This is a genomic window from uncultured Desulfovibrio sp. (assembly GCF_910584445.1).
In the GTDB taxonomy this organism is placed as follows: Bacteria; Desulfobacterota; Desulfovibrionia; order Desulfovibrionales; family Desulfovibrionaceae; genus Desulfovibrio.
This window is the reverse complement of sequence record NZ_CAJUBO010000028.1, coordinates 1-23,087: the sequence shown is the minus strand read 5'-3', so window position 1 is coordinate 23,087 and position 23,087 is coordinate 1. Positions and strand designations below refer to the sequence as shown.

Here is a 23,087-nt window from a genome sequence, read left to right as displayed (position 1 = left end):
AAGTGGTGGAGCTGGACAGAATTGAACTGACGGCCTCTTGAATGCCATTCAAGCGCTCTCCCAACTGAGCTACAGCCCCACGGCCTGAAGAACATAGCCGGAGCGGCGGCCTGTGTCAAATGCTTTTTTCACTTTTTTTGCCGGCAGCCACGCAGGCGGTCAAGCATCAACGGGAGCCTGCTTCCCGGGGAGTCACGCGTTTTTCAAAGCCCTTTCCCGTCCACTGGAACGAAACGTCATTCCGCAGGGGCACATCCACCTGCCCCTTGCTGCTCCAGAAGACCGGCACCGCCTTGAGGCCGCCAAGGCCAAGGCAGATGAGGACTGTGGGCGTGACATTTCCCGGGAGTTTCTCCCCCTTGCCGAGAAACTCCCGCGCATCCGGCTCCTGCGGCGTATCGATGGGCACGACGCGCCCCGAGGCATCCAGGCGCCAAAGCTCCACCGTGCAGATGGGTTCGCCGAGCGTTCCCACCGCCACCTCGGTGGAGCCGTCCGCCGTATTGTGGAACAGGCGCAGCCCGACAGCCCTGTCGCGGAACGGCAGACTGGCGAACACGAGGACATCGGAGGTTTCGCCCGCGATCTCCCAAAACTCGGTGCGCCCCTCGGCGAGCAGCCGCTGCTTGTCCGCTTCGGAAAGGCCCTCCGCCGTCGTTTCAAAAATGCTGGTCGGCAGCATGGTGAACATGCCCCGGGCCGTGGCCCCATTATCTTCTGCCCGTACGGGACCGGATGCCACAAGCGGCATGGCGAGCGCGAGGATGGCGATGAGGAGACGCTGCAACAACGCGGCATGCGGACACATGGGAGATACCTCCTGGCGGCTGGTTCCCGCGGCCGGTGGCCGCCGGCCGGCTCCATGGGCTGGCCGGGCGTCGTTTCCGCCCGGCGTCTGTTGAACGGCGCGCCGCAATGGGAAAAATTGGGTCATGACTCGGCCAGCGCGCTGAGGTCATAGGTCGAGCTTTCCACGATGTCGCATTCCACCAGGGCGCCGGGCGTCACGCCCGGACCGCTCGTCCAGGTCGTACCGTCCGCTTCCGGCGCCTGAAACCAGACGCGGCCCCGGTGCAGCCCCGGCCACTCCGCCTCGGGCGCGTCCACCAGGATGGGCAGGCGGCTGCCCACCGTTTTGGCAAGGATCTCCGCGCTGATGTCCGCCTGAAGTTCCATGAGCGCGGCGCGGCGTTCCTCCCGCACGGGCATGGGCACCTGGTCCGGCAGGGCCGCGGCCGGGGTGCCGTCTTCGGCCTGGTAGGCAAAGACGCCGAGATGGGTGAAGCGGGCCGCCTCCACAAAGCGGCAGAGGGCCGTGAAGTCCGCTTCGGTTTCGCCGGGGTAGCCGACGATCATGGTGGTGCGGATGGCCGCGTCCGGCAGGACGGCGCGCACGCGGTCGAGCACGCGGCGCGGATCGCCGGCGAAGGGACGCCCCATGGCCCGGAGCAGGCGCGGCTCGGCATGCTGGAAGGGGATGTCCAGATAGGGCAGGACCGGACCTCCCGCGCCGTTGGCACCGCCCAGAGCGCGCATGCGCCGCAGCAGCGCTTCGGTGACGCCGGTGGGGTAGAGATAGAGCAGGCGCAGCCACGCGAGGCCGTCCAGCCCGGCGAGCGCCTCCAGCAGGTCGCCCAGTTCCCGCCCTCCGTCGGCCGTGGCCCTGTCGCCGCCCCAAGAGGCGACATCCTGGGCCACCAGGTCAAGCTCGCGGACGCCCTGCGCCAAAAGGCAGCGGGCCTCGGCCAGCAGGGCCTCCATGGGCGTGGAGCGCAGGGGACCGCGAATGCCCGGGATGGTGCAGAAGGCGCAATGGTGGCGGCAGCCCTCGCCGATCTTGAGCCAGGCATAGGAAGGCCCGGTGGAGAGCAGGCGTCCGCCGGCCGCGCCGGGGCGGGCCTCCGGCGGGGGCACAAGCCCCAGGGCCGCGGTGACGAGTTCGGGCCAGCGTTCCAGCGCTTCCGTGGGCAGCCAGAGATCCACTTCGGGGAGTTCCTTCGCCAGCTCGCGCACGCCGTAGCGCCCCACCATGCAGCCTGCCACCGCCAGCAGCGGGCGCCGGCGCAGTCTGCCCGCATGTCGGGCCGCATCGAGCACGGCGCGGATGGATTCGCGCACCGCGGGTTCGATGAATCCGCAGGTATTGATGAAGATGAGCCGGCTGCGGCCCATATGGGCCACGGTTTTGACCGGCACGCCCAGCGAGCCGAGCAGACGTTCGCTGTCCACGCGGTTCTTGGGGCAGCCGAGGCTCAGCGCCCACACGGGCAGGGGGCGTTGCTTCCGGCTGGTGAGACGGGCGGGGCGAGGGGCCGGGGACATGGCATCAGAAGGGCACGCGCAAAAAGCGCGCGCTTTCGGGCTGGATGTGGAGCAGCCGGTCGGCGGAGACATGGGCGGCGTTCGTCACGAAGCTGGCCCTGTCGATATTGAGGATGGCCTCCGCCTCATGGCTGCAATCGAAGAGGTGGAGGATGTCGCCGTCCACGCGGTCGGCGGTGGTCCAGTGGCGGTTCATGGGACCGCCGTCGGGCGTGAGGCTGCGGAGAAACCGGAAGACCACGGCCCGGCCCCGGCCGGGGGCCAGCCAGTCACGGCAGGTGGCGAAAAAGGTGTCCGGGTCCGGCGTTTGGGTCCGTCCAGAGGGCGCGGGGCGGCCATCTTCCGGCGGGGCGAACGGCGCCCGGATCTCCAGGGGAAAGGCGCGGGCCTGGATGCGGAGCAGGCTGTCCACCAGCGATACATAGTCCGTTTCCTGGGTGAGCACCGCGCGGAACGCCTCGGGCCGGGACGCCAGGCCGAGCAGGGTCTCGTTGAGGATGTCGCGCGCCTTGAGCACGCGGATGCCGTAGAGCAGGCGCAGGGCGTTGAGCACCGCGTAAATGGCGCAGAAGGTATCGAGCTTGCCCTGGTAGAAGGGTTTCAGCATCACGGCTCCGGCGTGCGCGCCCGTCACTCCACGGTGACGCTCTTGGCAAGGTTGCGGGGCTGATCGACATCCTTGCCGAGGTAGTCGGCCACTTCGTAACTGAAGAGCTGGAGCGCCGGCAGGGCCGCGAAGGCCGAGAGGGGCGCGGGCAGGCGCGGGATGCGCCACACATCGTCCGTGCCCAGTTCCATGCCGGGATTGGTCAGGGCGATGACCTTGCCCTGACGGGCCTGCACTTCCTCGATATTGGACTTGACCTTGGGAAAGAGCGCGTCATCCAGGGCCAGGGCAAAGGTGGGGAAGGAGGGGTCCACAAGGGCGATGGGACCGTGCTTCATCTCTCCCGCCGCATAGCCCTCGGCATGGATATAGGACAGCTCCTTGAGCTTGAGCGCGCCTTCCAGCGCCAGCGGGAAGCAGTGCCCCCGGCCCAGGTAGAAGAAGTTGCGCGCCTGGGCATACTTGCGGGCAAGCTCGCGCGCGGTGGCGTGCATTTCCGGCAGGTTGTCGTCCAGCAGCGCGGGCAGGGACCGGAGCAGCTCGAGCAGTTCCCTTCTGCGCGCCGGCTCCAGCGTGTCCGTGCGTTCGCCCCAGTGGAGCGCCATGAGGGCCAGGGTGAGCATCTGGCTGCACATGGCCTTGGTGGAGGCCACGCTGATCTCCGGGCCGGCCTGGGTGAAGAGCACGGCCTGCGCCTCCCGGGCAATGGACGAGCCGACCACGTTGCACAGGCCGAGCACCGGCATGCCGCGTTCCTTCATCAGGCGCAGGGCGGCGAGGGTGTCCGCCGTTTCGCCGCTCTGGCTGATGACCAGGGCCATGTCGCCCTCGCCGAAGCGCGGGCTCTCGCGGTAGCGGAATTCCGAGGCGATCTCCACCTGAACGGGAATGCCCGCCCAGGACTCCAGCAGGTGCCTGCCCCACAGCCCCGCATGGTAGGAGGTGCCGCAGGCCACCACATGCAGGCGCGCGGGCACGGGCAGGTGCGCCAGTTCCGGCAGAAGGACGCCGTCACCGGCCGGTGCCGCGCGGCCGGCAAGGCCGTCCGTGATGACGCGCGGCTGCTCGAAGATCTCCTTGAGCATGAAATGCCGGTAGCCGTCCTTTTGCGCCGCCTGCATGTCCCATTGGATGGTCTGGGGTTCGCGCCCGACGGGGGAGAGGTCGGCAAGGCGGAACAGCGCATGCCCCGAGGCCGTGGCGCGCACGATCTCGCCGTCCTCCAGAAAGAGCACGCGGCGCGTATATGGCAGAAAGGCCGGGATATCCGACGCCACGAAGTTTTCGCCCGTGCCCAGGCCGAAAATGAGCGGCGCGGACATGCGCGCCGCGTAGAGCGTGTCCGGCTCGGCGCAGTCGAGCAGGCAGACGGCATAGGCGCCGTGCGCCTCGCGCAGGGCGCGCGCGAAGGCGTGGAGCAGGTCCGGCTCACTCTTGCGCCGTTCGGCGATGAGGTTGACCAGGACCTCGGTGTCGGTCTCGGAATGGAAAACATAGCCCCTGGCCGAAAGCTCGGCCTTGAGTTCCTGGTAGTTTTCGATGATGCCGTTATGCACCAGGGCGAGCGAACGGTCGTTGCTCAGGTGCGGGTGGGCGTTGCGTTCGGCCGGGACGCCATGGGTGGCCCAGCGGGTATGGCCCATGGCGCAGGTGGCGGTGACGGCCGGGGAAGCGGCGAGTTTTTCCTTGAGGGCGGCCAGCTTGCCCTTGGCCCGCGTGACGTGGATGCGCCCCCGGAGCGCCCAGGCCACGCCCGCGGAATCATAGCCGCGGTATTCCAGCCGTTCCAGCCCTTCCACCACCACGGGGACCGCCGGGCGGTGCCCCACATAGCCGATGATGCCGCACATGCTGTGTCCCCTCCTGGCGGGACCGCCAAGAACTCTTGTATACTTCAGCCCAAGAGCTGAAGTATGAAGATCCTTCGCCAAAAACGTGGTTTTTGGCTCATTCACGGCGCTTTTCGCGCCGCGCCAGACTCTCGTCCGGCGGGAGAAGCCATTTTCTGCAAAGGAGGAAACGACTTCTACATATTGACGCGGTCCACAAGATTGCTGTTGACCACTTCCACCTTGGCGCCGTCCGCGAGGGCCTGGAGAAAGAGCGCATAGACGGCGTCCTGCCGCTCGCGCCTGACGCCTTCGGTCATGGCTTCGCCCACGCTGGCCCATTCCGCGCCGTCCGGCGGCAGGACAGCCGCCACGCGGCAGAGCAGGGCGCCCGGTCCCTGCGGACCTTCCACGCTGTAGACGCGGGGCAGCCAGTCGCCGGGCTTGTCCGCGAAGATGGCTTCCGCAAGGGCCGGGTCGGGCGCAAAGTCCGCCAGGGCGCCCCCGCGTTCCATGGGCGGCGCCAGCTTGACGCCCAGGCGTTTGGCCTCGGCTTCCGGCAGGGGACCATCCTTGAGACCTGCGCGCGTGGCCTGGGCGTTCGCCAGGGCGTCGGCCAGCGCCTTTTCCGCGCGGAGCGTCGTGAGGATGCCATCCTTCACTTCGGCAAAGGGCCGGGTGGACGGAGGCTCGGTAGCGAGCACGCGCGCCACCAGATAGCTGTCGCCCGCTTCCAGGGCGCTGTCCACGGGAAGGCCCGCCCCGGCTGCAAGCAGGGCCTCCGCGCCTTCAGGCGTGACGCCGAGGGTCTTCACAAGGCCGTCCTTGTCGAGAAAGCCGCTTTCCGCGGCCGTGAGGCCGTGGCGCGCCGCGCTCTCCGCCAGGGGCTTGTTGAGGATGTTGTCCTCGATGAGGCTGTCGAGCGCGTCATGGAGCTTGTCCGAGCCGCGCTCAAAGGCCACGCCCCTGCGCGCCGCGGCATCGACCTTTTCAAAGGAGGGAACGCCGCCGGGCTTTTTTTCCTTCACCAGGATCAGATGGAGTCCGAAGGGGCTGCGTACCGGCTCCGAGACCTGGCCCGGCTCGAGGGCAAAGGCCGCGGCGTCGAAGGCCGGCACGGTCTTGCCGCGCGTGAGCCAGCCCAGGTCGCCGCCGGGACCCGCCGCGCCCTCGGGATTGACCGCGTCGGCCACCTTGGCGAAGGCCTCGCCGGCCTTGAGGCGGCCACGGGCTTCCTCCAGGGTCTCGCGGGCGCGGGCTTCCGCCGTGGCGTCGGCATCGGCGGGCAGCGGCACGAGGATGTGGGCCGCGCGCACCTGCGCCGGCTCCTCGAAGCGCCCCCTGTTGGACTCGTACCACCGGCGCGCGTCGGCGTCGCTGATGCTGTCGGGCGGCACCAGCGCTTCGGGACGCACGGCCACATAGGCCACATTGACCCTGGCGGGGACGGCGAAATTTTCCTTGTGGCCGTCATACCATGCCCGCGCGTCGGCATCCGTGACCGTGACCTTGTCCGCAAAGCGCGAGGCCGGCACGAAAATATAGTCGACGCCGCGCCGCTCGCGGAGAAAGTCATAGCGGTGGCGCGCTTCTTCGGGATCGCTCCAGACCGGGGCCGTCACCAGGGCGAAGATCTTGCCCGCGAGCAGCTCGTCGGCAAGCTCCTTTTCGTACTGGGCCGGACTCTTGCGTTGCGCGGCCAGCACGCGGGTATAGGCCTCGGGGTCGAAGCGGCCCGCGTCGTCCTGAAAGGCGCGGATCTTGCCCACAGCCTGGCGCAGCTCCAGCGGCGTCACGGTGATGCCCGTGCGCCGCGCCTCCTGGAGCACCAGTGTCTGCCTGATGAGGTCATTGAGCACGCTGCGGCCCAGATGATCCTTGATGAGCTGCTCGCGCGTCAGGCCGGGGTTGGCGCGCAGCAGGTATTCCTCGGCGTTGCGGTAGGCGCGCTCAAATTCCTGCGCCAGGATAGGCTCGCCATTCACCATGGCAACCACGTTGGTGTAGTCCCGGTCATTGAAATTGCCCACGCCCCAGAAGACGAAGACAAGGATGATGATGCCGAATGCCACCTTGACGCCGAAGGACTGCGCGCTGGTGCGGATATAGTCAAGCATGGACGCTCCCGGCTGCGGCCTGGACCGCAGAAATGAGGATCTCGGAAAGACGACAGTTTACGCGCTGACGCGGCAAATTTCAAGGAAGTCCCCTCTGGCCGGAGGCGCCGGGCGGCGGCCGCAGAGGGAAAAGCGCGGCGGACGGGGGAAACGGCAACGGCGGGTCGGCTGGGAGAGGAGGAACCCGGTCAACGGCTCTGGACGCCCGGAGGGCACGGACGGTTGCCTCCGCACTGGAAGCCGGCGCCGGCGTCGGACATGGCGTCGGAGGGGGCGCCGCCCATGTCCAGCGGCAGGCGTTCATCCCGCGGCGTCTCCTCCCCGGGGGCGGCGGTCCCCGTGGCGGCGTTTCCGGCCGTGGAGCCGGCCCGGTCGCGTTGCTGGCGCGGGCGTTCCACCCGCTCGCGGATGTCGCCCGGCAGGCCGCGCTGCTCGAAGAAGGGGACGCCCTGGGAACCGGCGGCGAAGATGTGCGCCTTGTTGCGCAGGAGCCGGAAACGGAGCAGGAGCATGTCCGGCCGCCAGGAGCCGAGTCCGGAGGGCGCGGTGGCATTCTGGCTCTGGGCCAGGGCCTGGGCGAGATTGAAGCCTTCGTCGAGCAGGGCGCGCATGCGCGCCACTTTCCAGACATCGGCGTCGGTTTCCGCCAGGGGGTAGAAGGCCACGTCCACCTTGCCGGAAAGCGCGTTGATGCCCTCGATGCAGTAGCGGCAGGAGGGGGAGAAGAACATGCGCGTGGCGGCGTTTTCGCCTTCGCCGAGAATGGGCCAGACATCCGTCTGGGAGCGCGCCACCGCGCCCAGATTGACCACAAAAAGCGCGAGCCAGACCCAGAGGAGGACGGAGCTGTGCCGCTCGTTGTCGCGCATGCGGCTTTGCGGCGCCGAGGCGCGGCGCAGGAGGACATAGACAACGGCAAAAAGCAGGGCCGCCACCAGACAGCTGACGCAGGGGGCCGTAAAGGCCATGAGCAGGAGCAGGCAGATGTCGCCCAACAGGGCGAGCGCGGCCAGGATGCGCCCCCAGTCGGCGGCCCCGAGCAGGGAAAGCCCGGCCAGCGCGCCGAAGGCCGCCGTGCCGAACCACCAGAGCGAGATGCCCGCGACGGTGAAATCCTGATACAGGGTGCAGCCGGTGGTGACGCAGAAGTTGACGTCATTGCCCAGGGCGCTCCAGACGCAAAAGGCCGTGCCCAGGAGCGCGAGAAAAAGAGGACCGACAAGGATGGCGTGGCTTCTGTACATGGGGGTATGGCGGTCGGCGCTGGCGGCGGAGAGAGGTGGGAAAAGGGGATTTCGCGGGCGCGGCGTGACCGGCCGGACATGTGCCCCGGCCGGCCCGGAGCCGCCGGCGGCCGCTCCGAATCATGACACAGGGCCATGACCTTAAATGTTTTTCAGGATTTCGTAAAGCCGGAAAGTGTCCGGCGGCGCGACCGCGCGCGAAGGGTCCGGCCATCGGGGCGCGGGGCGCTCCGGAAGGCGGGCCTCCCCGCCCTGCCCGCGCCCGGCAGAAATTGCCGCCCGCGCATGCGCCGGAGCGGTCGCGCGCTTCCCTCGTGAAAACGCGCTACGAGCGCTTGAGTTCCATGGCCTTCTGGAGCATCTGGTCCGCCGTGGTCACCACCTTGCTGTTGGACTGGAAGCCGCGCTGGGTGATGATCATGTTGACCATTTCCGTTGCCATGTCCACATTGGAAAGCTCGATATTGTATGCCTGGACCGTGCCGTAGTTCTCCGTGCCGGCAACGCCCATCTCCATCTGGCCGGCATCGGGCGTGGCGGAAAAGAGGTTGCTTCCCTCCCGGCGCAGGCCGTCCTCGCTGGTGAAGCGGCAGATGGGGATCTGCCAGAGGTCGAGGCTTTCACTGTTGGAAAAGTGGCCGACCACGGTGCCGTCGTTGCGGATGCTGACAGTGCTGAGAAAGCCCTCGGCGTAGCCGTCCTGCGTGTAGGTGCTGGTGGGCGTGCTGCTGGTGAAGGCCGTGGTGGGGTACTGGGACGTGACGGCTCCCTCGCCCATGGAGGGGAGCAGATGCATGTCCGTGCCCACTTCGGCGGCGGAGGCGGGCGCGTTTTCCCAGCCGCCCGCGGCGCGGATGCCCAGATCGAGCGTCATGGGCGCGCCGTCGAGCGTGAACTGGGGCAGCCCCCCGGCAAGCTGCGCCGGGACCCAGTCCTCCAGCTCCTTGCTGCCTTCGGTGGCGGGGGTGAAGGCGGACACGCTCTGCAGGTTGCCCGCCGAATCGAACTGGAGCACGCCGCTCATGAGCAGGCCGTCGCCCGGCTCGGGCGCGATGGCGTTGCCCTCCTCGTCATACCGGGGCGTCGGCTCCGCCGCGAGGATGAATTCCATGTAGCGGTTGGGGGAATCCGAAGGCGCGCCGTCAAAATAGGCCGTCACGGTGCGCGCGTTGCCCTCGGCGTCATAGACGGTCATGGGCTGGGAATAGGTATAGGCATCCGTGGAGAGCGGCGTGGAGGAGCGGCCGTCATACTGGTCGAGCAGGGCGAAATAGGGATTCTCCGCGCTGGCGCTCTTGTCGGCGCGGGAACTGAGGTTGAGGGTCAGCTCCACGGCGCTCGTGGTCTTGGCCGGAATGGTGGCGAAGGTGTCCACCTGGACGGGCGCGAGGCCGCCCCTGCTCCCGTCCGTGCCGATCTGGTAGCCCATGAGCGCAAGGCCCGTGGGCGTGCGCCAGACGCCCTCGTTGTCGGGGCGGAAGTCGCCCGCGCGGGTGTAATAGACGCCCCCGTCCTTTTCGTCCATGACCTGGAAGAAGCCCTTGCCGTTGATAGCCATGTCCGTGACCGTATTGCTCGATTCCAGGCCGCCCTGCTGGAAGATGGTGCGGACGGATTCCACCTGGAGTCCCATGCCCACCTGGCCGATGGCTACGCGCGAGTCCTCCTGGGCGTTCCACCAGTTGCCGATGCCCGCCTGGCTCTGGTAGAGGATATCCGAAAAGAGGATGCTCTGGTGCTTGTAGCCGATGGTGCTGACATTGGCGAGATTGTTGGTCGTCACCTGCATGCCCTGGGCCAGGCCCTTCATGCCGGTGGCGCCGATATAGAGCGACGAGTTCACGCTGCTGCCTCCGGAAAAAAAGCGGCGATGGGGAAAATTCTTCCCCACCGCCTTCAGGAAAGCAGTATTCGTGCCAGTGCCGAGACCGGTCATTAGCCCACTCTAGGGATGGGTCCCCTCCCCACCACCACCCCACCTTTGGGTGGCGGCTTTAGCGTTTTTTTTGTAGTCTATGGGTAGGGGCAATTATCGTAAAGGCTCCCACAGTATTTTTTCAATTCACCTGCACCTGGTCTGGATAACCAAGTACCGAAAAAAGATTTTGTCAGGTGACATTGCCCAAAGGATCAGCTCGCTGATATGCGACATTTGTGGGAAACATCAAGAAGAGATACTCAAATGGCATATAGCTCCCGAGCATCTCATCTCCATTGTTGCACCGCCAGTATTTTGGAGGCCATATGTGGGACGCGGCTATTTTTGTTGCAGCAGTGGCAATGTGACCGATGAGATTATCAAACAATACATTGAGCAACAGGAAGTGGATGACACATTCCGGATTGATGGTGAATGACTTCATCCCGCTTCAGCAGGGACTAGAACGTATTTATCCTGTGGAGCGTTCAATAGTGGATCTTATTTTGATCCATGGAAAAGAAGGAGAATTAGGTAAAAATGGCAAAAATTGTATTAATCAGCCTCTATGAAGTGAATTATCTGGGAACCAGACTGCTTGCATCGTGGCTTCGTTCTAAAGGACATGTTGTTCATAATATTCTATTTAAGGATATGAGATGGGAATTACGTGAGGAACCTCTCGAAAACCATGTAGGATACCAAATTATGCACGATCGCAAGATCGTTGGCGTTGAGTATGACACAAAAATCTGGAGCGAGAAAGAACTCAATCTTTTAAAGAGGCGGATCGAGGAATTATCTCCTAATATAATCGGAATGAGTACACGCTCACCGCTAGAAGATTTCGCCAAAAAGATTGTTCCGTCCTTGAGAATTGCTTCTCCTGATGCATTACTTGTGGCTGGGGGGTATGGGCCAACATTTAATCCAGAAGGTTTTCTCAACTTTGGATTTGATGCAGTTATCAGGGGAGACGGTGAGGAAGCTTTGCTGGATTTGGCAAACGCTGTCGATTCTGAGTCTAGCTGGCAAAATTACCCTAATATATGTTCAATCTTTGATGGTAAAATTTTGTGCAATCCACTTCGGCCTCAAATTAAGGATATAAGTTCGTACCCTGTAGCAGCCCATGGAGACGCCTATTTTTCTTATATTGACAATGATTTCCTCTATCGTAATTGTGACCCGCGAGGAATGGCTTATGTTGAACAATCTGTTACGGGATCTTACAGTACTTTTATAAGTAGAGGATGTACTGGAAAGTGTACGTATTGTTCTGGAGGTTATTGGAGTTCAATTTATGATGCAAGTTCATCTCGTTCATATAAATGTAGAAAAAGGAATCTTGATGATGTATTGAATGAATTGCAAGGTATTGATCTCTCGCGATTTGGTTATATTAACTTCGTTGATGAATGTTTTCCGCTTACCAAAGATGAAGCATACTATTTTTTCCAGGAATATCGTAAAAGAATTAATTTACCTTTTAACATGTACTTGAACTACGAAAAAACACTTTCGGACCCCAAGCTCTATCAACTTATTCTGGACAGTGGTTTGGATTCAACGGCAGTTGGTATTCAGACTGGCTCTGAATTATTCGCTAAAAAATATTACCGGAGGAGTGGAAGGAATAGTATATATAGAGACTTTATATGGTTACTATTTAATACATTCGTTACGTCGAAGATACAATTCATACAAGGCAACTGCTATGAACAGGATGATGAGTTTATGCAGACACTTGAGTTTATCAAGCAGTTACCATTTGATCCTATTGATCCTCTACGTAATGCTTTTAACGTAACGCGTCTAAAAATTTTTCCAGGTGCACCAATCCGTAATTTAGCTCCAAATGTAGTATTAAATCCCATGCCTGCTAATGAATGGTGGCGAAGAAGTTTATTAATGGAGTGAAGGCGTTTAGCTTCTGACGAAATTATGGATTACGCAATACATAGCAGAATTTTTAAAGAGAACCCTATGGAATTAAAAAGATTTATAGATACATATTTTAACAAAGTTCAAAAAATTGAGACAACTAAACAATTGGAGAGTCTTGCAGATAAAGATGTTATTTTTTATGGCTGCGGCGAAATATTCAGAAAACATTATCCGCTGTTTATCCGATGTAATATTGTCCCCAAAGCAATCATGGTTGATGATGCCTATGTCAAAAACTTACCCAAATATATAGAAGGCATTGAGGTAGGGGCGTTATCCAATGTAATTTCTGATAACTGCGACGCAGAAATTATAGTTCTTGCACAACAGGCTAGCAGAATGTGTAGAAAGATTATACGTGATTACCAATATAATCCAATAAAACTTCATCCGTGGTCAATTTTATAGACAAATAAGCCTTAGTTTACTTCAGTGCACCAGCGGCAGGCCAGCGTCCTTCCAGCCCTCGATGCCCTGATGCATGTGCAGGATGCGCTTCATGCCCGCTTCGCCCAGGCTCTCGGCGGCGGCCGCCGAGCGCTTGCCGCTGCGGCAATAGATGAGCAGGGTGGCGTCCCTGGGCAGGTCCGCCGTTTCCATTTCAAACCGGCCGCCGAAAAAGTCCACGTTGCGCGCCCCGGCAAGATGCCCCTCGCGGAACTCCCGGGGCGTTCGCACATCCAGAATAATGAGACCGGCGGGGGCTTTTTGCAGCAGGGCCGCCGCGTCCCGCACGCTGATATTGCCGGCCTCGGGCAGGGCGGCGCCCGCCCCGGCGGTGTCCCCCGCCCGGGCGGAACCGGACGGGACGATGAGCGTCAGGGCAAGAAAAAGGGGAACCAGAAACAGGACCAGACGCGCGCAGGAGTGGAAGCTGTTCATGCCCGTCCTCCCTTCGCGGCGTCCGCCTGGCCGCGCATGGCGGCCATGGCCCGGGCAAAGCCCGGCGCCGCGTTGCGGATGACGCTCTCGTCCACGCAGAAGGCCAGGCGGAAGTGCCCGGGCCAGCCGAAGCCGGAGCCTGGCACCGCCAGGACGCGTTCTTCCATGAGCCGGTTGACAAAGGCCACATCGTCGCCGCCCGGCGCCTTGGGGAAGAAATAGAACGCGCCGCGCGGCATGACGAACTCATAGCCCGCTTCGGTCAGCACCCGGGCCATGGCCGCGCGCCGGGCAGCATAGACGGAGCGGTCCACCGAGCTGCCGAGGGCCGCGGCCATGAGGTGCTGGCCGATCACCGGCGGATTGACAAAACCGAGGATGCGGTTGGTGAAGGTGAGCGCGGCCATGAGTTCGGCCTTTTCGGGCATCTGCGGCGCCAGCGCCGCATAGCCCACGCGTTCGCCGGGCAGGGAAAGGTTCTTGGAAAGCGAGCTTACGGCCACGGCGTAGGGATAGAGCGGCAGCACCGAGGGCACCTCGGCCCCGTCATAGGCGAGAAAGCGGTACGGCTCGTCCGCCAGGAGCCAGATGGGGCGCCCGTATTGCTGGCTCTTGTTTTCCAGAAGGCGCGCCAGGGCCGTGAGGTCGGAACGGCTGTACACGGCGCCCGTGGGGTTGTGCGGCGAGTTGATGAGCACCACACGCGTTTTTGCGTCGATGGCCTGTTCCAGGGCCGCGAGATCGGGCGCGAAATCTTCCGCCCGGCTGGGCACCGGCGCCAGTTCGCCGCCGTGGTTTGCCACATAGAAGCCGTATTCCACAAAATAGGGGGCAAAGGTGAGCACGCGCTCGCCCGGGTCGAGCACGGCGCGCAGAAAGGCATTCAGCCCCCCGGCCGCGCCGCAGGTGAGGATGACGTCCTCCATGCCGAGCTTCACGCCCTGCTCGGCGGAAAGATGGGCGGCAAGCCGCTCCCGCAGCCACGGAAAACCGCCGTTGGGCATGTAGCCGAAGGCGAACGGCTCCCCTGCCCTGGCGGCAAAGGCGGCAAGCCCCTCCCCCACGGCCGGGGGCGCGGGCAGGTCGGGATTGCCCAGGCTGAAATCATAGACGTTTTCCGCGCCGTACCTGGCCTTGAGCTGGGTGCCGGACTCGAACATCCTGCGGATCCAGGAGGCGTTGCCCAGGTGGGCGGAGACGTTTTTTGCAAGAATGGACATGCGAAACTCCGGATGATTGTCTTTGATACGAAAAACCAGTATAGTCCCAAAGAACACTGGAATGCAATCATCACGCCCCGCGCTGCCCGCTTCGGGACCCCGCGCGGCATGGAGGAAAAGATGGAACTGCTGTATCCCGCGCGGGCGCTGATGCTGCCGCTCCTGTTCGCGGCGCTGCTCCTCGCGGCCTGCGCGGCCAGGGAGGAAGGCGACCGTGACGAGGGGATGACCCTCAGTGTGGACGTGCGTGAAGTGCACCGCTGTTCGCGCCTCTCGCCGGAGATCACGGTCGCGTATGCGCCCAGGGGGACGAAATTCTACGATGTGCGGCTCATCGAGTACGGCGAGGAAGAGCGCTTCTTTGGCGGCGGCACCTGGGTCGAGGACGGCAGCGGCGTCATCCCCGAAGGCGCGCTGACCCGCCACTATCGCGGACCCTGCCCGCCCGCCGGCAAGAGCAGGGACTATGCCTATGTGGTCTCGGCCATGGAGAGCGAGACCTCCCAGCCGCTGGCCGTGCGCCTGTACCGCTTCACGCAGGAATAGCGCCGGCCGCGCCCCGGCGGGCGGCCGCGTCGCCGGGCGGCGAAAAAGTGCTTGCCAATTCCGCGTCAGGAGCATATGAATGCCTTCACGCGGGCCGAGGTAGCTCAGTTGGTAGAGCAGGGGACTGAAAATCCCCGTGTCGGCAGTTCAATTCTGTCCCTCGGCACCACCTAAAAATCTCACAAAGTCCCGTAAGAGCCGGAAAGCCTTACGGGGCTTTGCTTTTGGGGAAATCGTGTAGTCTCATGTAGTCCGGGAAAGTCCAGAGACATACAGGCGAAATACCGACAAGACGCGATGCCATGGCTGTGAGCTGTCGCGCAAAATGAGAATTTTTTCACGATAAATGAGAACGTGCCGGGGCAGATTTTCCGCTCTGGCACGTTTTTTTGTATAGTTCTCGCGCTCTCTTGTCCGCATGTGTCAAAACACACACATTTTCAGCCTTCGATTATCCATCCTACAAAGTCTCCGAAGCGGAAGACCTCCACCGCGTCCTCGCCAAGCTCTCCGGGGTAGAGCGGGCGCGGTATGCCGGAAAGGGCAAGTTCTTTGCGCACAATTGCCGCCTCCTCCGCGCCTTGCGCCAGCTTGGAAGCCCAGATCAGCCGCGCAAGCACCGTGGCCGGATATCTGCGCCCAGGCATGCACCAGTATCCGCAGAGGCTTCCGGCTGGCTGCGGTGGAAAGGCTATCGGGCGAGGCCAACCTGTCAGGATTTCCGACAGGTTCGGCAAGCCGCGCCTGCTCCTGCTCCGCGAGCTTGTCAAGCACATCCAGAACCCAGCGGCGGAACGACTTGGCTACGGGCGTACGGGCGAACATGGCGAGAAGGTGGCATCCGCGAAGGGTAAACCGAAGACTTTTTATAGGGAACGCCGAATCGGCGTTGTCGGAGATTTCAACCACTTGCGCCATGTCCGACGTGAATTCGTCCACATGGGCACGGTAGATTTTTGCAGCCTGATCTTCGCGCTTAAAACCAAGGTCTTTGGAAAGTTCCACAGCACGAATCCAAAGGGCGTTTTGGTGAGTGACAGGGGAAAAGGTGACTCGTTGAAGGTAAGGGCCGTGGTCATGGTGAAACCTCTCAGATTTTTTTTCATTGGCCCTGCTTAAAACAAAACAGAGCCGGGAGCTGAAAAACCGTCTGAGAACGGCCGTGGCGTTACCGCTACCACACTCCCGGCTTTGATGCCGTATTTATGCCATGTCATGCAGAGAAAACAGCTTGACATGCACAAAAAAGACCCGGTTCACGGTCGGGCATCCGTCTCAGAAGGAGTTTTTCAGGCTCCGTGGTAAGAGGACGCCATATTTTTTGAAGATGTTAAGCCTTTTCGTAATATCCGGCAGTGGCGCGCAAGACATCTTCATATTTGTAAATGTCGCTCAATTTTTCGATTTTATGTTTTGTCCCCTTCTTTTCCGCGTCGAAAGTTTCAATATACTTGACGCTGGCTGCATTAAAATGCAGCCGACATATGGGACGGTTGTTCTTGTTATCGAGGATGACGCCGCAGTAGCTTTGCTGGTCGCGTATATAAACGCGCTCAGGATCGACCACCTTGCTCATAATGGCTTTGACGATATTGTAGCCGTTTATTTCTTCTTCCGTTGTGACGATGCGGTGGTCTTGCTCGTCCGGCGTCTCCTCTGCGGCTTTCGGCTGGGCTTCCGGTTTCTGCTGGGTCATGGCGTTTTTCAGGCGTTCGTTGATGCGGTCGGTAAGGAACTGCTCCATTGCTGCCTTGAGGACTGGCGTGAAGCGTTCCCGTACGTTCTGCGTGATCTTGCCCTCATAGACCTGCGCGATGAAGAAACGCACGAAATCCTCATCCGGTTCTTCCATCTGCCGGGCTATGACCTGCTTGAACTCGCGGTTGTACTTGAGTTCGTTGGCTTTATCCACACAAGCGTCGCAGTCAAAGCGTCCCTTGGCAAGCCTGCGAAGCTCGGGGATGAGCGCCTCTTCCATGTCATCCAGGCAGAACTCCATGTAGGGCTTGGTATCCATCACATTGGGCGCTTCCAGGTCGGAATAGAAGCGGTAGCGGTTGCCGTCTGTGAGGATGCCGATGCGTGCGTCTGTGCCGTGGAAGTAAATTTGCAACTGGTTGCAGTGCTTGAACTCAAGCTCGGTTCCCAGGGTCTTGCATTCGATGAGCAGGATGGGCTTGCCATCCGCCAGAATGGCATAGTCCACGCGGGCATCCTTGTATTCCCCGATGGGCGCGGAGAACTCCGGGACGACCTCCGCCGGGTTGAACACGTCGTAGCCCAAAGCCTGAATAAAGGGCATGACCAGCGTGTTCTTGGTCATCTGCTCGTTGTCCAGCTTATCGCGGTGTACCCTGACACGTTTTGCCAACTCGAAAATTCGTTCCTCAAAGTCCATTGTTTCCCCCTTCCAATGCAGACTTCTCCAAACTATCGCGACTATCGGCCACTGTCTCCAGCGTTGCCTGCGTGTCCGTGCTATGCTGTCGGCCAAAGAGCGCAGGCAGAATGTAATTGTCCTAAAATACCCACATCGAAAAAGCAATTCCCGGAGCGGTTTTCCTGTAGGATGGTCGGCAAAGGCGTGGAGGCGGGCAAGGCGAGCATCACAGTGAGCGGCGGCGACAAGTGGCGCAAGGCGCTGGAACGGCTGGCGCAAAAAGTCCAGGTGTGCGCCGGGGTGCTGGAAAACGCCAGGTATCAGGGCAAGAGCGTCGCTCAGTATGCCGCCTACAACGAGTTCGGGGGGCGTCCAGCCCATGCGTCCATATCCGGACATACAGGGCGGAACGGGTTCTGTGGCCTCCGACGACCCAATATGTTCTTTTGAGCCATGAGGAGACCCCAGCAGGAGGAGACACGTTTTCCTCTCTGCCGGGCATCCGGTTTTTTTATTATCGTGGCCCTGAAGGGCATTTCCGGGGCAGATTGGGGGACAGTACGCGCGCACGCAAGGGCAAAAGAAAGGCCGCCCGGAGAGAGCGGCCATTGGTTGCATGGGTGGAGGTGGTCAGTTCTGCTTGCGTCTGCGGGTGGCATAATAACCGGAGAGGCTGACCAGAACGATAAAGGCAATGGCGATGGCCTCAATCATTGTCCGCCTCCTTGGCAAGGATGAAAGCTATTCCATAGGCTAGCGCCGCCAAGATGAAGGGCATGGCGCGGCCCTCAAAAAAACCAAGGCCGAACCGATGACGGAGAGATTCGAGAGCGTGTTGATGGCAAGCTGCCGGGCGGTGCGTCCTTTCATGTCCTGCAGATACCCACTAAGCGGCTCGCTGTCCATGCCGGAGGCTTCCGCCTGCCGCGATCCGTCCCCGTCGTTCCAGGCAAAAAACAGCAGGGAACGGCCCGGCAGAGGGGGAGAGGTGGATCCGATCCTGCCCCGACAGTGGAACGACGGTCCTCCCCTTTGCCGGAGGATGGACGGACTATATAGATGCCTGAAAATTGGCTTGAAATACTGAGTTTATGGTTTGATCCGCAAGAAATACCAACAAAAAGACCAGCAAAACTATTTTTATTTCCAGTTATTTCAGTAGATTATTCGAAAGAAATGCGGAAAAGCAAATTCATGGGATCAAATATATTTATTTTTTATATTTATTATTTTATAAAAGCTCAGGAGGTTGTACAAATGGAAAAATACACGATCAAGAGCATGCCGGAGTATATCGAAATCGTTGCAAAGAATAGGAGGGGGACGCTTTATCGCGGCGTCTCGACGGAGGCGTATCCATTACGCCCTGGCGTTGGCCGTATCGGAGAGAAAGACTCTGAGAAAAATCGCTGTGTGGCCCTTAAAAGGGAGTACAAGCTTCTAACGAATTTCCATGAAAGTTCACCTACATATCAGGAGTGTGCGGACTTTACCGCCTTGGCCGTTCTGGCTCAGCACCATGGCATCCCTACGCGTTTTCTGGATTGGACTCGCAATCCGTTAGTTGCGTTGTACTTTGCTGTCCGGAGCCTGAGCAAAGAAACAGGAATTGTGTATGTTGTAAATATACCAAATTTTACAAGCCAAACAAGAATTGATTATGGCGCATATGTTCTTTTTCTTGATGATGCACAGACAATCGAATTCAAAAAGAACAAGAAAGGAAAATTTGATGTGGACGATGAAAAAATTTTTATTGAATATCAAGAGTTTATATTGAAAAGGGAGACAAGTGACATTTATCAGTTCCCACCAATATGCATTTCACAACGCATGCACGCGCAAGCGTCCATGCTGACGTTTCATCCGGACCCCTTTACCCCGATGACGGACGAGATCGTTGCGGAAATCCGTATTTCACCTGAGCATAAGGCAGACATCAAGAAGATGCTGGAAACTTTCGGCATCCACGAATTTGCCCTCTTCCCCGGCCTGGATGGTCTTGGGAGATGGCTGAAGGCTGTGTTCTGGCCGTAAGGGGAAGAAGGGGGAGTCCCTACTCGTCCCCCACTTTCAGCGCGGCGAGGAAGGCCTCCTGGGGCAGTTCCACGTTGCCCATGCGCTTCATGCGCTTTTTGCCTTCCTTCTGTTTTTCCAGCAGTTTGCGTTTGCGGGTGATGTCGCCGCCATAGCATTTGGCGGTGACATCCTTGCGAAAGGCGGAGACCGTTTCGCGGGCGATGATCTTCTGGCCGATGGCCGCCTGGATGGCTACCTGGAAGAGCTGGCGCGGGATGGTGCGCTTGAGCTTGAGCGCCAGGCCGCGCCCGTAGGGATAGGCCCGGTCGCGGTGGACGATGACCGCCAGGGCGTCCACGGGTTCTCCGTTGAGCAGGATGTCCAGGCGCACGAGGTCCGAGGGGCGGTAGTCCACCGGCTCGTAATCCATGGAGGCGTAGCCGCGCGTCACGGACTTGAGCCGGTCGAAAAAGTCATAGACGATTTCCGCAAAGGGCAGCTCGTAGGTCACGACCACGCGGTTGGCGGCGAGGTAGTGGAGGTCTTTCTGCGCGCCGCGCTTTTCCTCGCAGAGCTTCATGACATTGCCCACGAACTCGTTGGGCACATGGATGTCCATGCGTACGAAAGGCTCGTAGAGGGCGCGGATCTTCGAGGGGTCGGGCAGGCGGCTCGGGTTGTCGATCTCCAGGGTCTGGCCGTCGGTGGTCTCCACCCGGTAGATGACCGAGGGCGCCGTGGCGATAAGCCCCACCTCGAACTCGCGTTCCAGCCGTTCCTGGATGATCTCCATGTGCAACAGGCCGAGAAAGCCGCAGCGGAAGCCGAAGCCGAGCGCCTGGGAGGTCTCAGGCTCGAAGCTGAAGGCCGCGTCGTTGAGCTGGAGTTTTTCCAGCGCGGCCTTGAGATTTTCGTATTCGTCCGATTCCGTGGGGTACAGCCCGCAGAAGACCACGGGCTTGACCTCCTTGAAGCCGGGAACAGGCGCGGCGGCGGGCCGGGCGGCCAGGGTGATGGTGTCGCCCACGCGCGCGTCGCCCAGCTCCTTGATGGAGCCGGAGAGAAAGCCCACCTCGCCCGCGAGGAGTTCGTCCACATCCACGGCCTCGGGCGAGAACACGCCGAGGCGCAGGGCTTCGTATTCCTTGCCCGTGCTCATGAGGCGGATGCGGTCGCCCTTGCGGATGCGGCCGTCCATGACGCGGAAGAGCGCCACCACGCCCTGGTAGCTGTCGTACCAGGAGTCGAAGATGAGCGCCTTGAGCGGCGCTTCCCGGTCGCCTTGCGGCGCGGGCAGGCGCGCGACGATGGCCTCCAGCACGGCATCCACGCCGAGTCCCGTCTTGGCCGAGACCTCCAGCGCCCCGGCGCAGTCCAGGCCGATGCCTTCCTCTATTTCGGCGCGCACCCGGGCCGGGTCCGCGCTGGGGAGGTCGATCTTGTTGAGCACGGGCACGATCTCGTGGTCATGGTCCAGGGCCAGATAGACGTTGCCCAGGGTCTGGGCCTCCACGCCCTGGGTGGCGTCCACCACCAGCAGCGCGCCCTCGCAGGCCGCCAGCGAGCGCGAGACCTCATAATGAAAGTCCACATGGCCGGGCGTGTCGATGAGATTCAGCTCGTATTCCTGCCCGTCGGCCGCCGTGTAGGGGATGCGCACGGTCTGGGCCTTGATGGTGATGCCGCGCTCGCGCTCCAGGTCCATCCTGTCCAGATACTGCTCCCGCGCCTCGCGCGCGCTCACCACCCGGGTGAGTTCAAGGATGCGGTCGGCCAGGGTGGACTTGCCGTGGTCGATATGGGCGATGATGCAGAAGTTGCGGATACGGCTCTGGGGGATCATGGAACCTTCCTGCGCTCGGGAGAATGACGGACGAGCATAGCCCAAGGGGCGCGCAAAGTCCACGCCGCAGCGGCCGCGCCCCGGCGCTTTCCCGGTGTCCGCCGCCCTTGACGTCTGCCGGGGCGGCCTTAATTCTGCAGGAGGGACACCGCGCTTCGTCCCGCCGTCACGTCCGCGCCCGGCGGCCGCGCACGGAATTTTTCAGGAGGTTCCCCATGGCCGAAAACGGCAAGAAAAAACGTCAGTTCCGCGCCGAAGTGCGCAAGGTGCTCCATATCCTCACCAATTCCCTGTACACCAACCGCGAGATCTTTTTGCGCGAGCTTGTTTCCAACGCCTCGGACGCGCTGGACAAGCTCCGCTTCCGCGTCAACCGGGGCGAAACGCCGCGCCATCCCGACCTGCCGCTGGAGATCCGCATCACCCTCGACAAGGACGCCAGGACCCTGACCATTGCGGATACGGGGCTGGGCATGACCGCCGAGGAACTGGCGGAAAACCTCGGCACCATCGCCAAGTCCGGCTCCGAGGACTTCCTGGCCGGTCTGGCCGCCGAAAACGCCGGGAACGCCGGGGGCGAGACCGCGGCCGCCACTGCGGACGCGGCCAGCATCATCGGCCGTTTCGGCGTGGGCTTTTATTCGGTCTTCATGGTGGCGGACAAGGTGGAGGTGACCTCCCGCCCGGCCTTCGCCAATGAGGACGCGCCGGCCCATGTGTGGACCAGCGACGGACTCGGCAGCTACACGGTGGAGGAGAGCGCCGCCCCCGAACCCGTGCGCGGCACCGTCATCACGGCCCACCTCAAGGAAGACTGCCTGGAATACGCCGAGAAGTTCCGGGTGGAGTCGGTCATCCGCAAGCATTCGGCCTTTGTGCCCTTCCCCGTCTTCGTGGACGGGGAGCGCGTGAACACCCAGCCCGCGCTCTGGCGCGAGCCGAAGGCCGGCGTGAAAAAGGAAGACTATGCCGCCTTCTACAAGGCCCTGACCTACGACACGAAAGACCCGCTGGATGTGGAACACATCGCGGTGGACGCCCCCGTGCAGTTCATGGCCCTGCTCTTCATCCCCGACGCGGCCATGGACTTTTTCGGGGCGGACCGCGACTACTGGGGCCTGGACCTCTACGCGCGCCGCGTCCTCATCCAGCACCGCAACAAGGAGCTTGTCCCCGAATACCTCGCCTTCCTCAAGGGCGTGGTGGATACCGAGGACCTGCCGCTCAACATCTCGCGCGAGACGCTCCAGGAAAACGTCATCCTGCGCAAGATCAACCAGGTCATCGTCAAGCAGACCCTCGGCCATCTGGAAGCCATGGCCCGCGACGACGCGGAAAAGTACAACCGCTTCTGGCGGCTGCACGGCAAGGTCTTCAAGCTGGGCTACCATGATTTCGTCAATCGCGAGCGCGTGGCCGCGCTCCTGCGCTTCAACTCCTCGGCGCTGGCCGACGCCGAGGCCCTGACCAGCCTCGACGACTACATGGCCCGCGCGCCCGAGGGCCAGAAGACCATCTGGTACGTCACCGCGCCCAACCGCGAGGCCGCGCGGCTCAATCCGCACATGGAGATCTTCCGCAAAAAGGGCATCGAGGCGCTCTTCCTCTTCGAGCCGGTGGACGAGTTCGTCATGGACGGCCTGGGTTCCTACAAGGACTGGGAGTTCAAGGCCGTGGAGACGGCCGCCGACGACGCCCTCGCCGCCTTTGAGGACAAGGAGAAACCCGAAGCCGTGGCCCCGCTTTCGGAGGACGACAGCGCCTCGTTCGACGGTCTCATGGCCCGCATGAAGGAGATCCTGGGCGACACGGTCACGGAGGTGCGCGTCTCGCACCGCCTGGCCGATAGCCCGGCCGTGCTCGTGGCGCCGGACGGCGGCATGACCGCCTCCATGGAAAAGCTCCTCAAGGTCATGAACAAGGACGATTCCCTGCCGGTCAAGATCCTCGAGGTCAACCGCGACCATCCGCTGTTGCGCAGCATGCTGCGTATCTTCAAGGCGGACAGGGACGACCGCGTGCTCGCCGACATGACGCGCAACCTCTTTGACGGCTGCCTCCTGCTGGACGGCTACCTCAAGGACCCGCAGGCCCTGGCCGCGCGCGAGAGCCGGCTGCTCACCGAGGCCGCGGCCTGGTATGTGGAAGTGAAGAAAATCTAGTGTCTACTTGCAAAAGTAGACACTACAAAACCCGTAAGGGTTTTGCGGCGG

The 23,087-nt window shown here is 61.6% G+C and carries 19 protein-coding genes, 2 tRNA genes and 1 pseudogene; 8 read left to right on the top strand and 14 right to left on the bottom strand.

Going from position 1 to position 23,087, the window contains the following annotated elements; translation table 11 throughout:
• Positions 1-3 precede the first annotated feature (3 nt).
• The 8 genes from QZ294_RS10700 to QZ294_RS10665 all read right to left on the bottom strand — a co-directional run bounded on the left by QZ294_RS10700 (position 4) and on the right by QZ294_RS10665 (position 9,962).
• Positions 4-79 (bottom strand) — tRNA-Ala (locus QZ294_RS10700).
• An 87-nt stretch (positions 80-166) separates the two neighbouring features.
• Positions 167-808 carry a hypothetical protein gene (locus tag QZ294_RS10695; protein ID WP_297050671.1) on the bottom strand — a complete coding sequence of 214 codons (642 nt, stop codon included), beginning with the start codon at positions 806-808 and terminating at the stop codon, positions 167-169.
• Positions 809-930: 122 nt separating this feature from the next.
• Positions 931-2,322, bottom strand: coding sequence for a 30S ribosomal protein S12 methylthiotransferase RimO (rimO, locus tag QZ294_RS10690; RefSeq protein ID WP_297050665.1), 1,392 nt, complete (start codon positions 2,320-2,322; stop codon positions 931-933).
• A gap of 4 nt (positions 2,323-2,326) precedes the next feature.
• Complete coding sequence (locus QZ294_RS10685) at positions 2,327-2,929, bottom strand: hypothetical protein (protein WP_297050660.1); 603 nt, start codon at positions 2,927-2,929, stop codon at positions 2,327-2,329.
• 23 nt (positions 2,930-2,952) lie between these two features.
• Positions 2,953-4,779 (bottom strand): glutamine--fructose-6-phosphate transaminase (isomerizing), encoded by a 1,827-nt coding sequence (gene glmS / locus QZ294_RS10680; RefSeq protein ID WP_297050655.1) that lies wholly within the window; start codon positions 4,777-4,779, stop codon positions 2,953-2,955.
• Between the two features lie 176 nt (positions 4,780-4,955).
• The gene (locus tag QZ294_RS10675) at positions 4,956-6,875 is read right to left on the bottom strand and encodes a SurA N-terminal domain-containing protein (RefSeq protein ID WP_297050652.1); all 1,920 of its coding nucleotides are present in this window, start codon (positions 6,873-6,875) and stop codon (positions 4,956-4,958) included.
• Positions 6,876-7,063: 188 nt separating this feature from the next.
• A complete protein-coding gene (locus QZ294_RS10670) occupies positions 7,064-8,119 on the bottom strand; it encodes a hypothetical protein (RefSeq protein WP_297050645.1) in 1,056 nt (351 codons plus the stop codon).
• Between the two features lie 325 nt (positions 8,120-8,444).
• Positions 8,445-9,962: a flagellar hook protein FlgE gene (locus QZ294_RS10665; protein WP_297050639.1), complete on the bottom strand. Its 1,518-nt coding sequence runs from the start codon at positions 9,960-9,962 to the stop codon at positions 8,445-8,447.
• Positions 9,963-10,134: 172 nt separating this feature from the next.
• Here QZ294_RS10665 and QZ294_RS11030 point away from each other — a divergent pair, with 172 nt between their 5' ends.
• The 3 genes from QZ294_RS11030 to QZ294_RS10650 all read left to right on the top strand — a co-directional run bounded on the left by QZ294_RS11030 (position 10,135) and on the right by QZ294_RS10650 (position 12,392).
• Positions 10,135-10,476, top strand: coding sequence for a transposase (locus tag QZ294_RS11030; RefSeq protein ID WP_300879696.1), 342 nt, complete (start codon positions 10,135-10,137; stop codon positions 10,474-10,476).
• A 101-nt stretch (positions 10,477-10,577) separates the two neighbouring features.
• Positions 10,578-11,957 (top strand): cobalamin-dependent protein, encoded by a 1,380-nt coding sequence (locus QZ294_RS10655; RefSeq protein WP_297050629.1) that lies wholly within the window; start codon positions 10,578-10,580, stop codon positions 11,955-11,957.
• Between the two features lie 66 nt (positions 11,958-12,023).
• Positions 12,024-12,392 carry a hypothetical protein gene (locus tag QZ294_RS10650; RefSeq protein ID WP_297050621.1) on the top strand — a complete coding sequence of 123 codons (369 nt, stop codon included), beginning with the start codon at positions 12,024-12,026 and terminating at the stop codon, positions 12,390-12,392.
• 21 nt (positions 12,393-12,413) lie between these two features.
• Here QZ294_RS10650 and QZ294_RS10645 read toward each other — a convergent pair whose 3' ends face one another.
• Positions 12,414-12,866 carry a rhodanese-like domain-containing protein gene (locus tag QZ294_RS10645; protein ID WP_297050614.1) on the bottom strand — a complete coding sequence of 151 codons (453 nt, stop codon included), beginning with the start codon at positions 12,864-12,866 and terminating at the stop codon, positions 12,414-12,416.
• Positions 12,863-14,086, bottom strand: coding sequence for a pyridoxal phosphate-dependent aminotransferase (locus tag QZ294_RS10640; RefSeq protein ID WP_297050610.1), 1,224 nt, complete (start codon positions 14,084-14,086; stop codon positions 12,863-12,865). The genes QZ294_RS10645 and QZ294_RS10640 overlap by 4 nt, the downstream gene beginning before the upstream one ends.
• A 120-nt stretch (positions 14,087-14,206) precedes the next feature.
• On the opposite strand from QZ294_RS10640, the gene QZ294_RS10635 reads away from it, so the two are divergent.
• Positions 14,207-14,632: an MbtF gene (locus tag QZ294_RS10635; protein WP_297050602.1), complete on the top strand. Its 426-nt coding sequence runs from the start codon at positions 14,207-14,209 to the stop codon at positions 14,630-14,632.
• Positions 14,633-14,725: 93 nt separating this feature from the next.
• A tRNA-Phe gene (locus QZ294_RS10630) sits at positions 14,726-14,801 on the top strand.
• Between the two features lie 271 nt (positions 14,802-15,072).
• Here QZ294_RS10630 and QZ294_RS10625 read toward each other — a convergent pair.
• The 3 genes and pseudogenes from QZ294_RS10625 to QZ294_RS10615 all read right to left on the bottom strand — a co-directional run bounded on the left by QZ294_RS10625 (position 15,073) and on the right by QZ294_RS10615 (position 17,030).
• Positions 15,073-15,279 (bottom strand): hypothetical protein, encoded by a 207-nt coding sequence (locus QZ294_RS10625; RefSeq protein ID WP_297050675.1) that lies wholly within the window; start codon positions 15,277-15,279, stop codon positions 15,073-15,075.
• 184 nt (positions 15,280-15,463) lie between these two features.
• Positions 15,464-15,637, bottom strand: a pseudogene (locus tag QZ294_RS10620) (hypothetical protein); the annotation flags it as partial.
• Positions 15,638-15,962: 325 nt separating this feature from the next.
• Positions 15,963-17,030: a type I restriction endonuclease gene (locus QZ294_RS10615; protein WP_297050597.1), complete on the bottom strand. Its 1,068-nt coding sequence runs from the start codon at positions 17,028-17,030 to the stop codon at positions 15,963-15,965.
• Positions 17,031-17,201: 171 nt separating this feature from the next.
• Between QZ294_RS10615 and QZ294_RS10610 the strand changes: the two genes are divergently transcribed.
• Positions 17,202-17,462: a hypothetical protein gene (locus QZ294_RS10610; RefSeq protein WP_297050593.1), complete on the top strand. Its 261-nt coding sequence runs from the start codon at positions 17,202-17,204 to the stop codon at positions 17,460-17,462.
• A 609-nt stretch (positions 17,463-18,071) separates the two neighbouring features.
• On the top strand, positions 18,072-19,049 hold the full coding sequence (locus QZ294_RS10605) for an FRG domain-containing protein (RefSeq protein ID WP_297050590.1): 978 nt from the start codon (positions 18,072-18,074) through the stop codon (positions 19,047-19,049).
• Between the two features lie 19 nt (positions 19,050-19,068).
• On the opposite strand, the gene lepA is transcribed toward QZ294_RS10605, so the two are convergent.
• The gene (gene lepA, locus QZ294_RS10600; protein ID WP_297050585.1) at positions 19,069-20,874 is read right to left on the bottom strand and encodes a translation elongation factor 4; all 1,806 of its coding nucleotides are present in this window, start codon (positions 20,872-20,874) and stop codon (positions 19,069-19,071) included.
• Between the two features lie 215 nt (positions 20,875-21,089).
• Here lepA and htpG point away from each other — a divergent pair, with 215 nt between their 5' ends.
• Complete coding sequence (gene htpG / locus QZ294_RS10595) at positions 21,090-23,036, top strand: molecular chaperone HtpG (protein ID WP_297050565.1); 1,947 nt, start codon at positions 21,090-21,092, stop codon at positions 23,034-23,036.
• Positions 23,037-23,087 lie beyond the last annotated feature (51 nt).

Excerpts from the sequence above, each read along its gene's own strand:
- QZ294_RS10695 (WP_297050671.1), bottom strand. The coding sequence starts at position 808 with ATGTGTCCGCATGCCGCGTTGTTGCAGCGTCTCCTCATCGCCATCCTC.
- rimO (WP_297050665.1), bottom strand. The coding sequence starts at position 2,322 with ATGTCCCCGGCCCCTCGCCCCGCCCGTCTCACCAGCCGGAAGCAACGC.
- QZ294_RS10685 (WP_297050660.1), bottom strand. The coding sequence starts at position 2,929 with ATGCTGAAACCCTTCTACCAGGGCAAGCTCGATACCTTCTGCGCCATT.
- glmS (WP_297050655.1), bottom strand. The coding sequence starts at position 4,779 with ATGTGCGGCATCATCGGCTATGTGGGGCACCGCCCGGCGGTCCCCGTG.
- QZ294_RS10675 (WP_297050652.1), bottom strand. The coding sequence starts at position 6,875 with ATGCTTGACTATATCCGCACCAGCGCGCAGTCCTTCGGCGTCAAGGTG.
- QZ294_RS10670 (WP_297050645.1), bottom strand. The coding sequence starts at position 8,119 with ATGTACAGAAGCCACGCCATCCTTGTCGGTCCTCTTTTTCTCGCGCTC.
- QZ294_RS11030 (WP_300879696.1), top strand. The coding sequence starts at position 10,135 with ATGGGTAGGGGCAATTATCGTAAAGGCTCCCACAGTATTTTTTCAATT.
- QZ294_RS10655 (WP_297050629.1), top strand. The coding sequence starts at position 10,578 with ATGGCAAAAATTGTATTAATCAGCCTCTATGAAGTGAATTATCTGGGA.
- QZ294_RS10650 (WP_297050621.1), top strand. The coding sequence starts at position 12,024 with ATGGAATTAAAAAGATTTATAGATACATATTTTAACAAAGTTCAAAAA.
- QZ294_RS10645 (WP_297050614.1), bottom strand. The coding sequence starts at position 12,866 with ATGAACAGCTTCCACTCCTGCGCGCGTCTGGTCCTGTTTCTGGTTCCC.
- QZ294_RS10640 (WP_297050610.1), bottom strand. The coding sequence starts at position 14,086 with ATGTCCATTCTTGCAAAAAACGTCTCCGCCCACCTGGGCAACGCCTCC.
- QZ294_RS10635 (WP_297050602.1), top strand. The coding sequence starts at position 14,207 with ATGGAACTGCTGTATCCCGCGCGGGCGCTGATGCTGCCGCTCCTGTTC.
- QZ294_RS10625 (WP_297050675.1), bottom strand. The coding sequence starts at position 15,279 with ATGCCTGGGCGCAGATATCCGGCCACGGTGCTTGCGCGGCTGATCTGG.
- QZ294_RS10615 (WP_297050597.1), bottom strand. The coding sequence starts at position 17,030 with ATGGACTTTGAGGAACGAATTTTCGAGTTGGCAAAACGTGTCAGGGTA.
- QZ294_RS10610 (WP_297050593.1), top strand. The coding sequence starts at position 17,202 with ATGGTCGGCAAAGGCGTGGAGGCGGGCAAGGCGAGCATCACAGTGAGC.
- QZ294_RS10605 (WP_297050590.1), top strand. The coding sequence starts at position 18,072 with ATGCCTGAAAATTGGCTTGAAATACTGAGTTTATGGTTTGATCCGCAA.
- lepA (WP_297050585.1), bottom strand. The coding sequence starts at position 20,874 with ATGATCCCCCAGAGCCGTATCCGCAACTTCTGCATCATCGCCCATATC.
- htpG (WP_297050565.1), top strand. The coding sequence starts at position 21,090 with ATGGCCGAAAACGGCAAGAAAAAACGTCAGTTCCGCGCCGAAGTGCGC.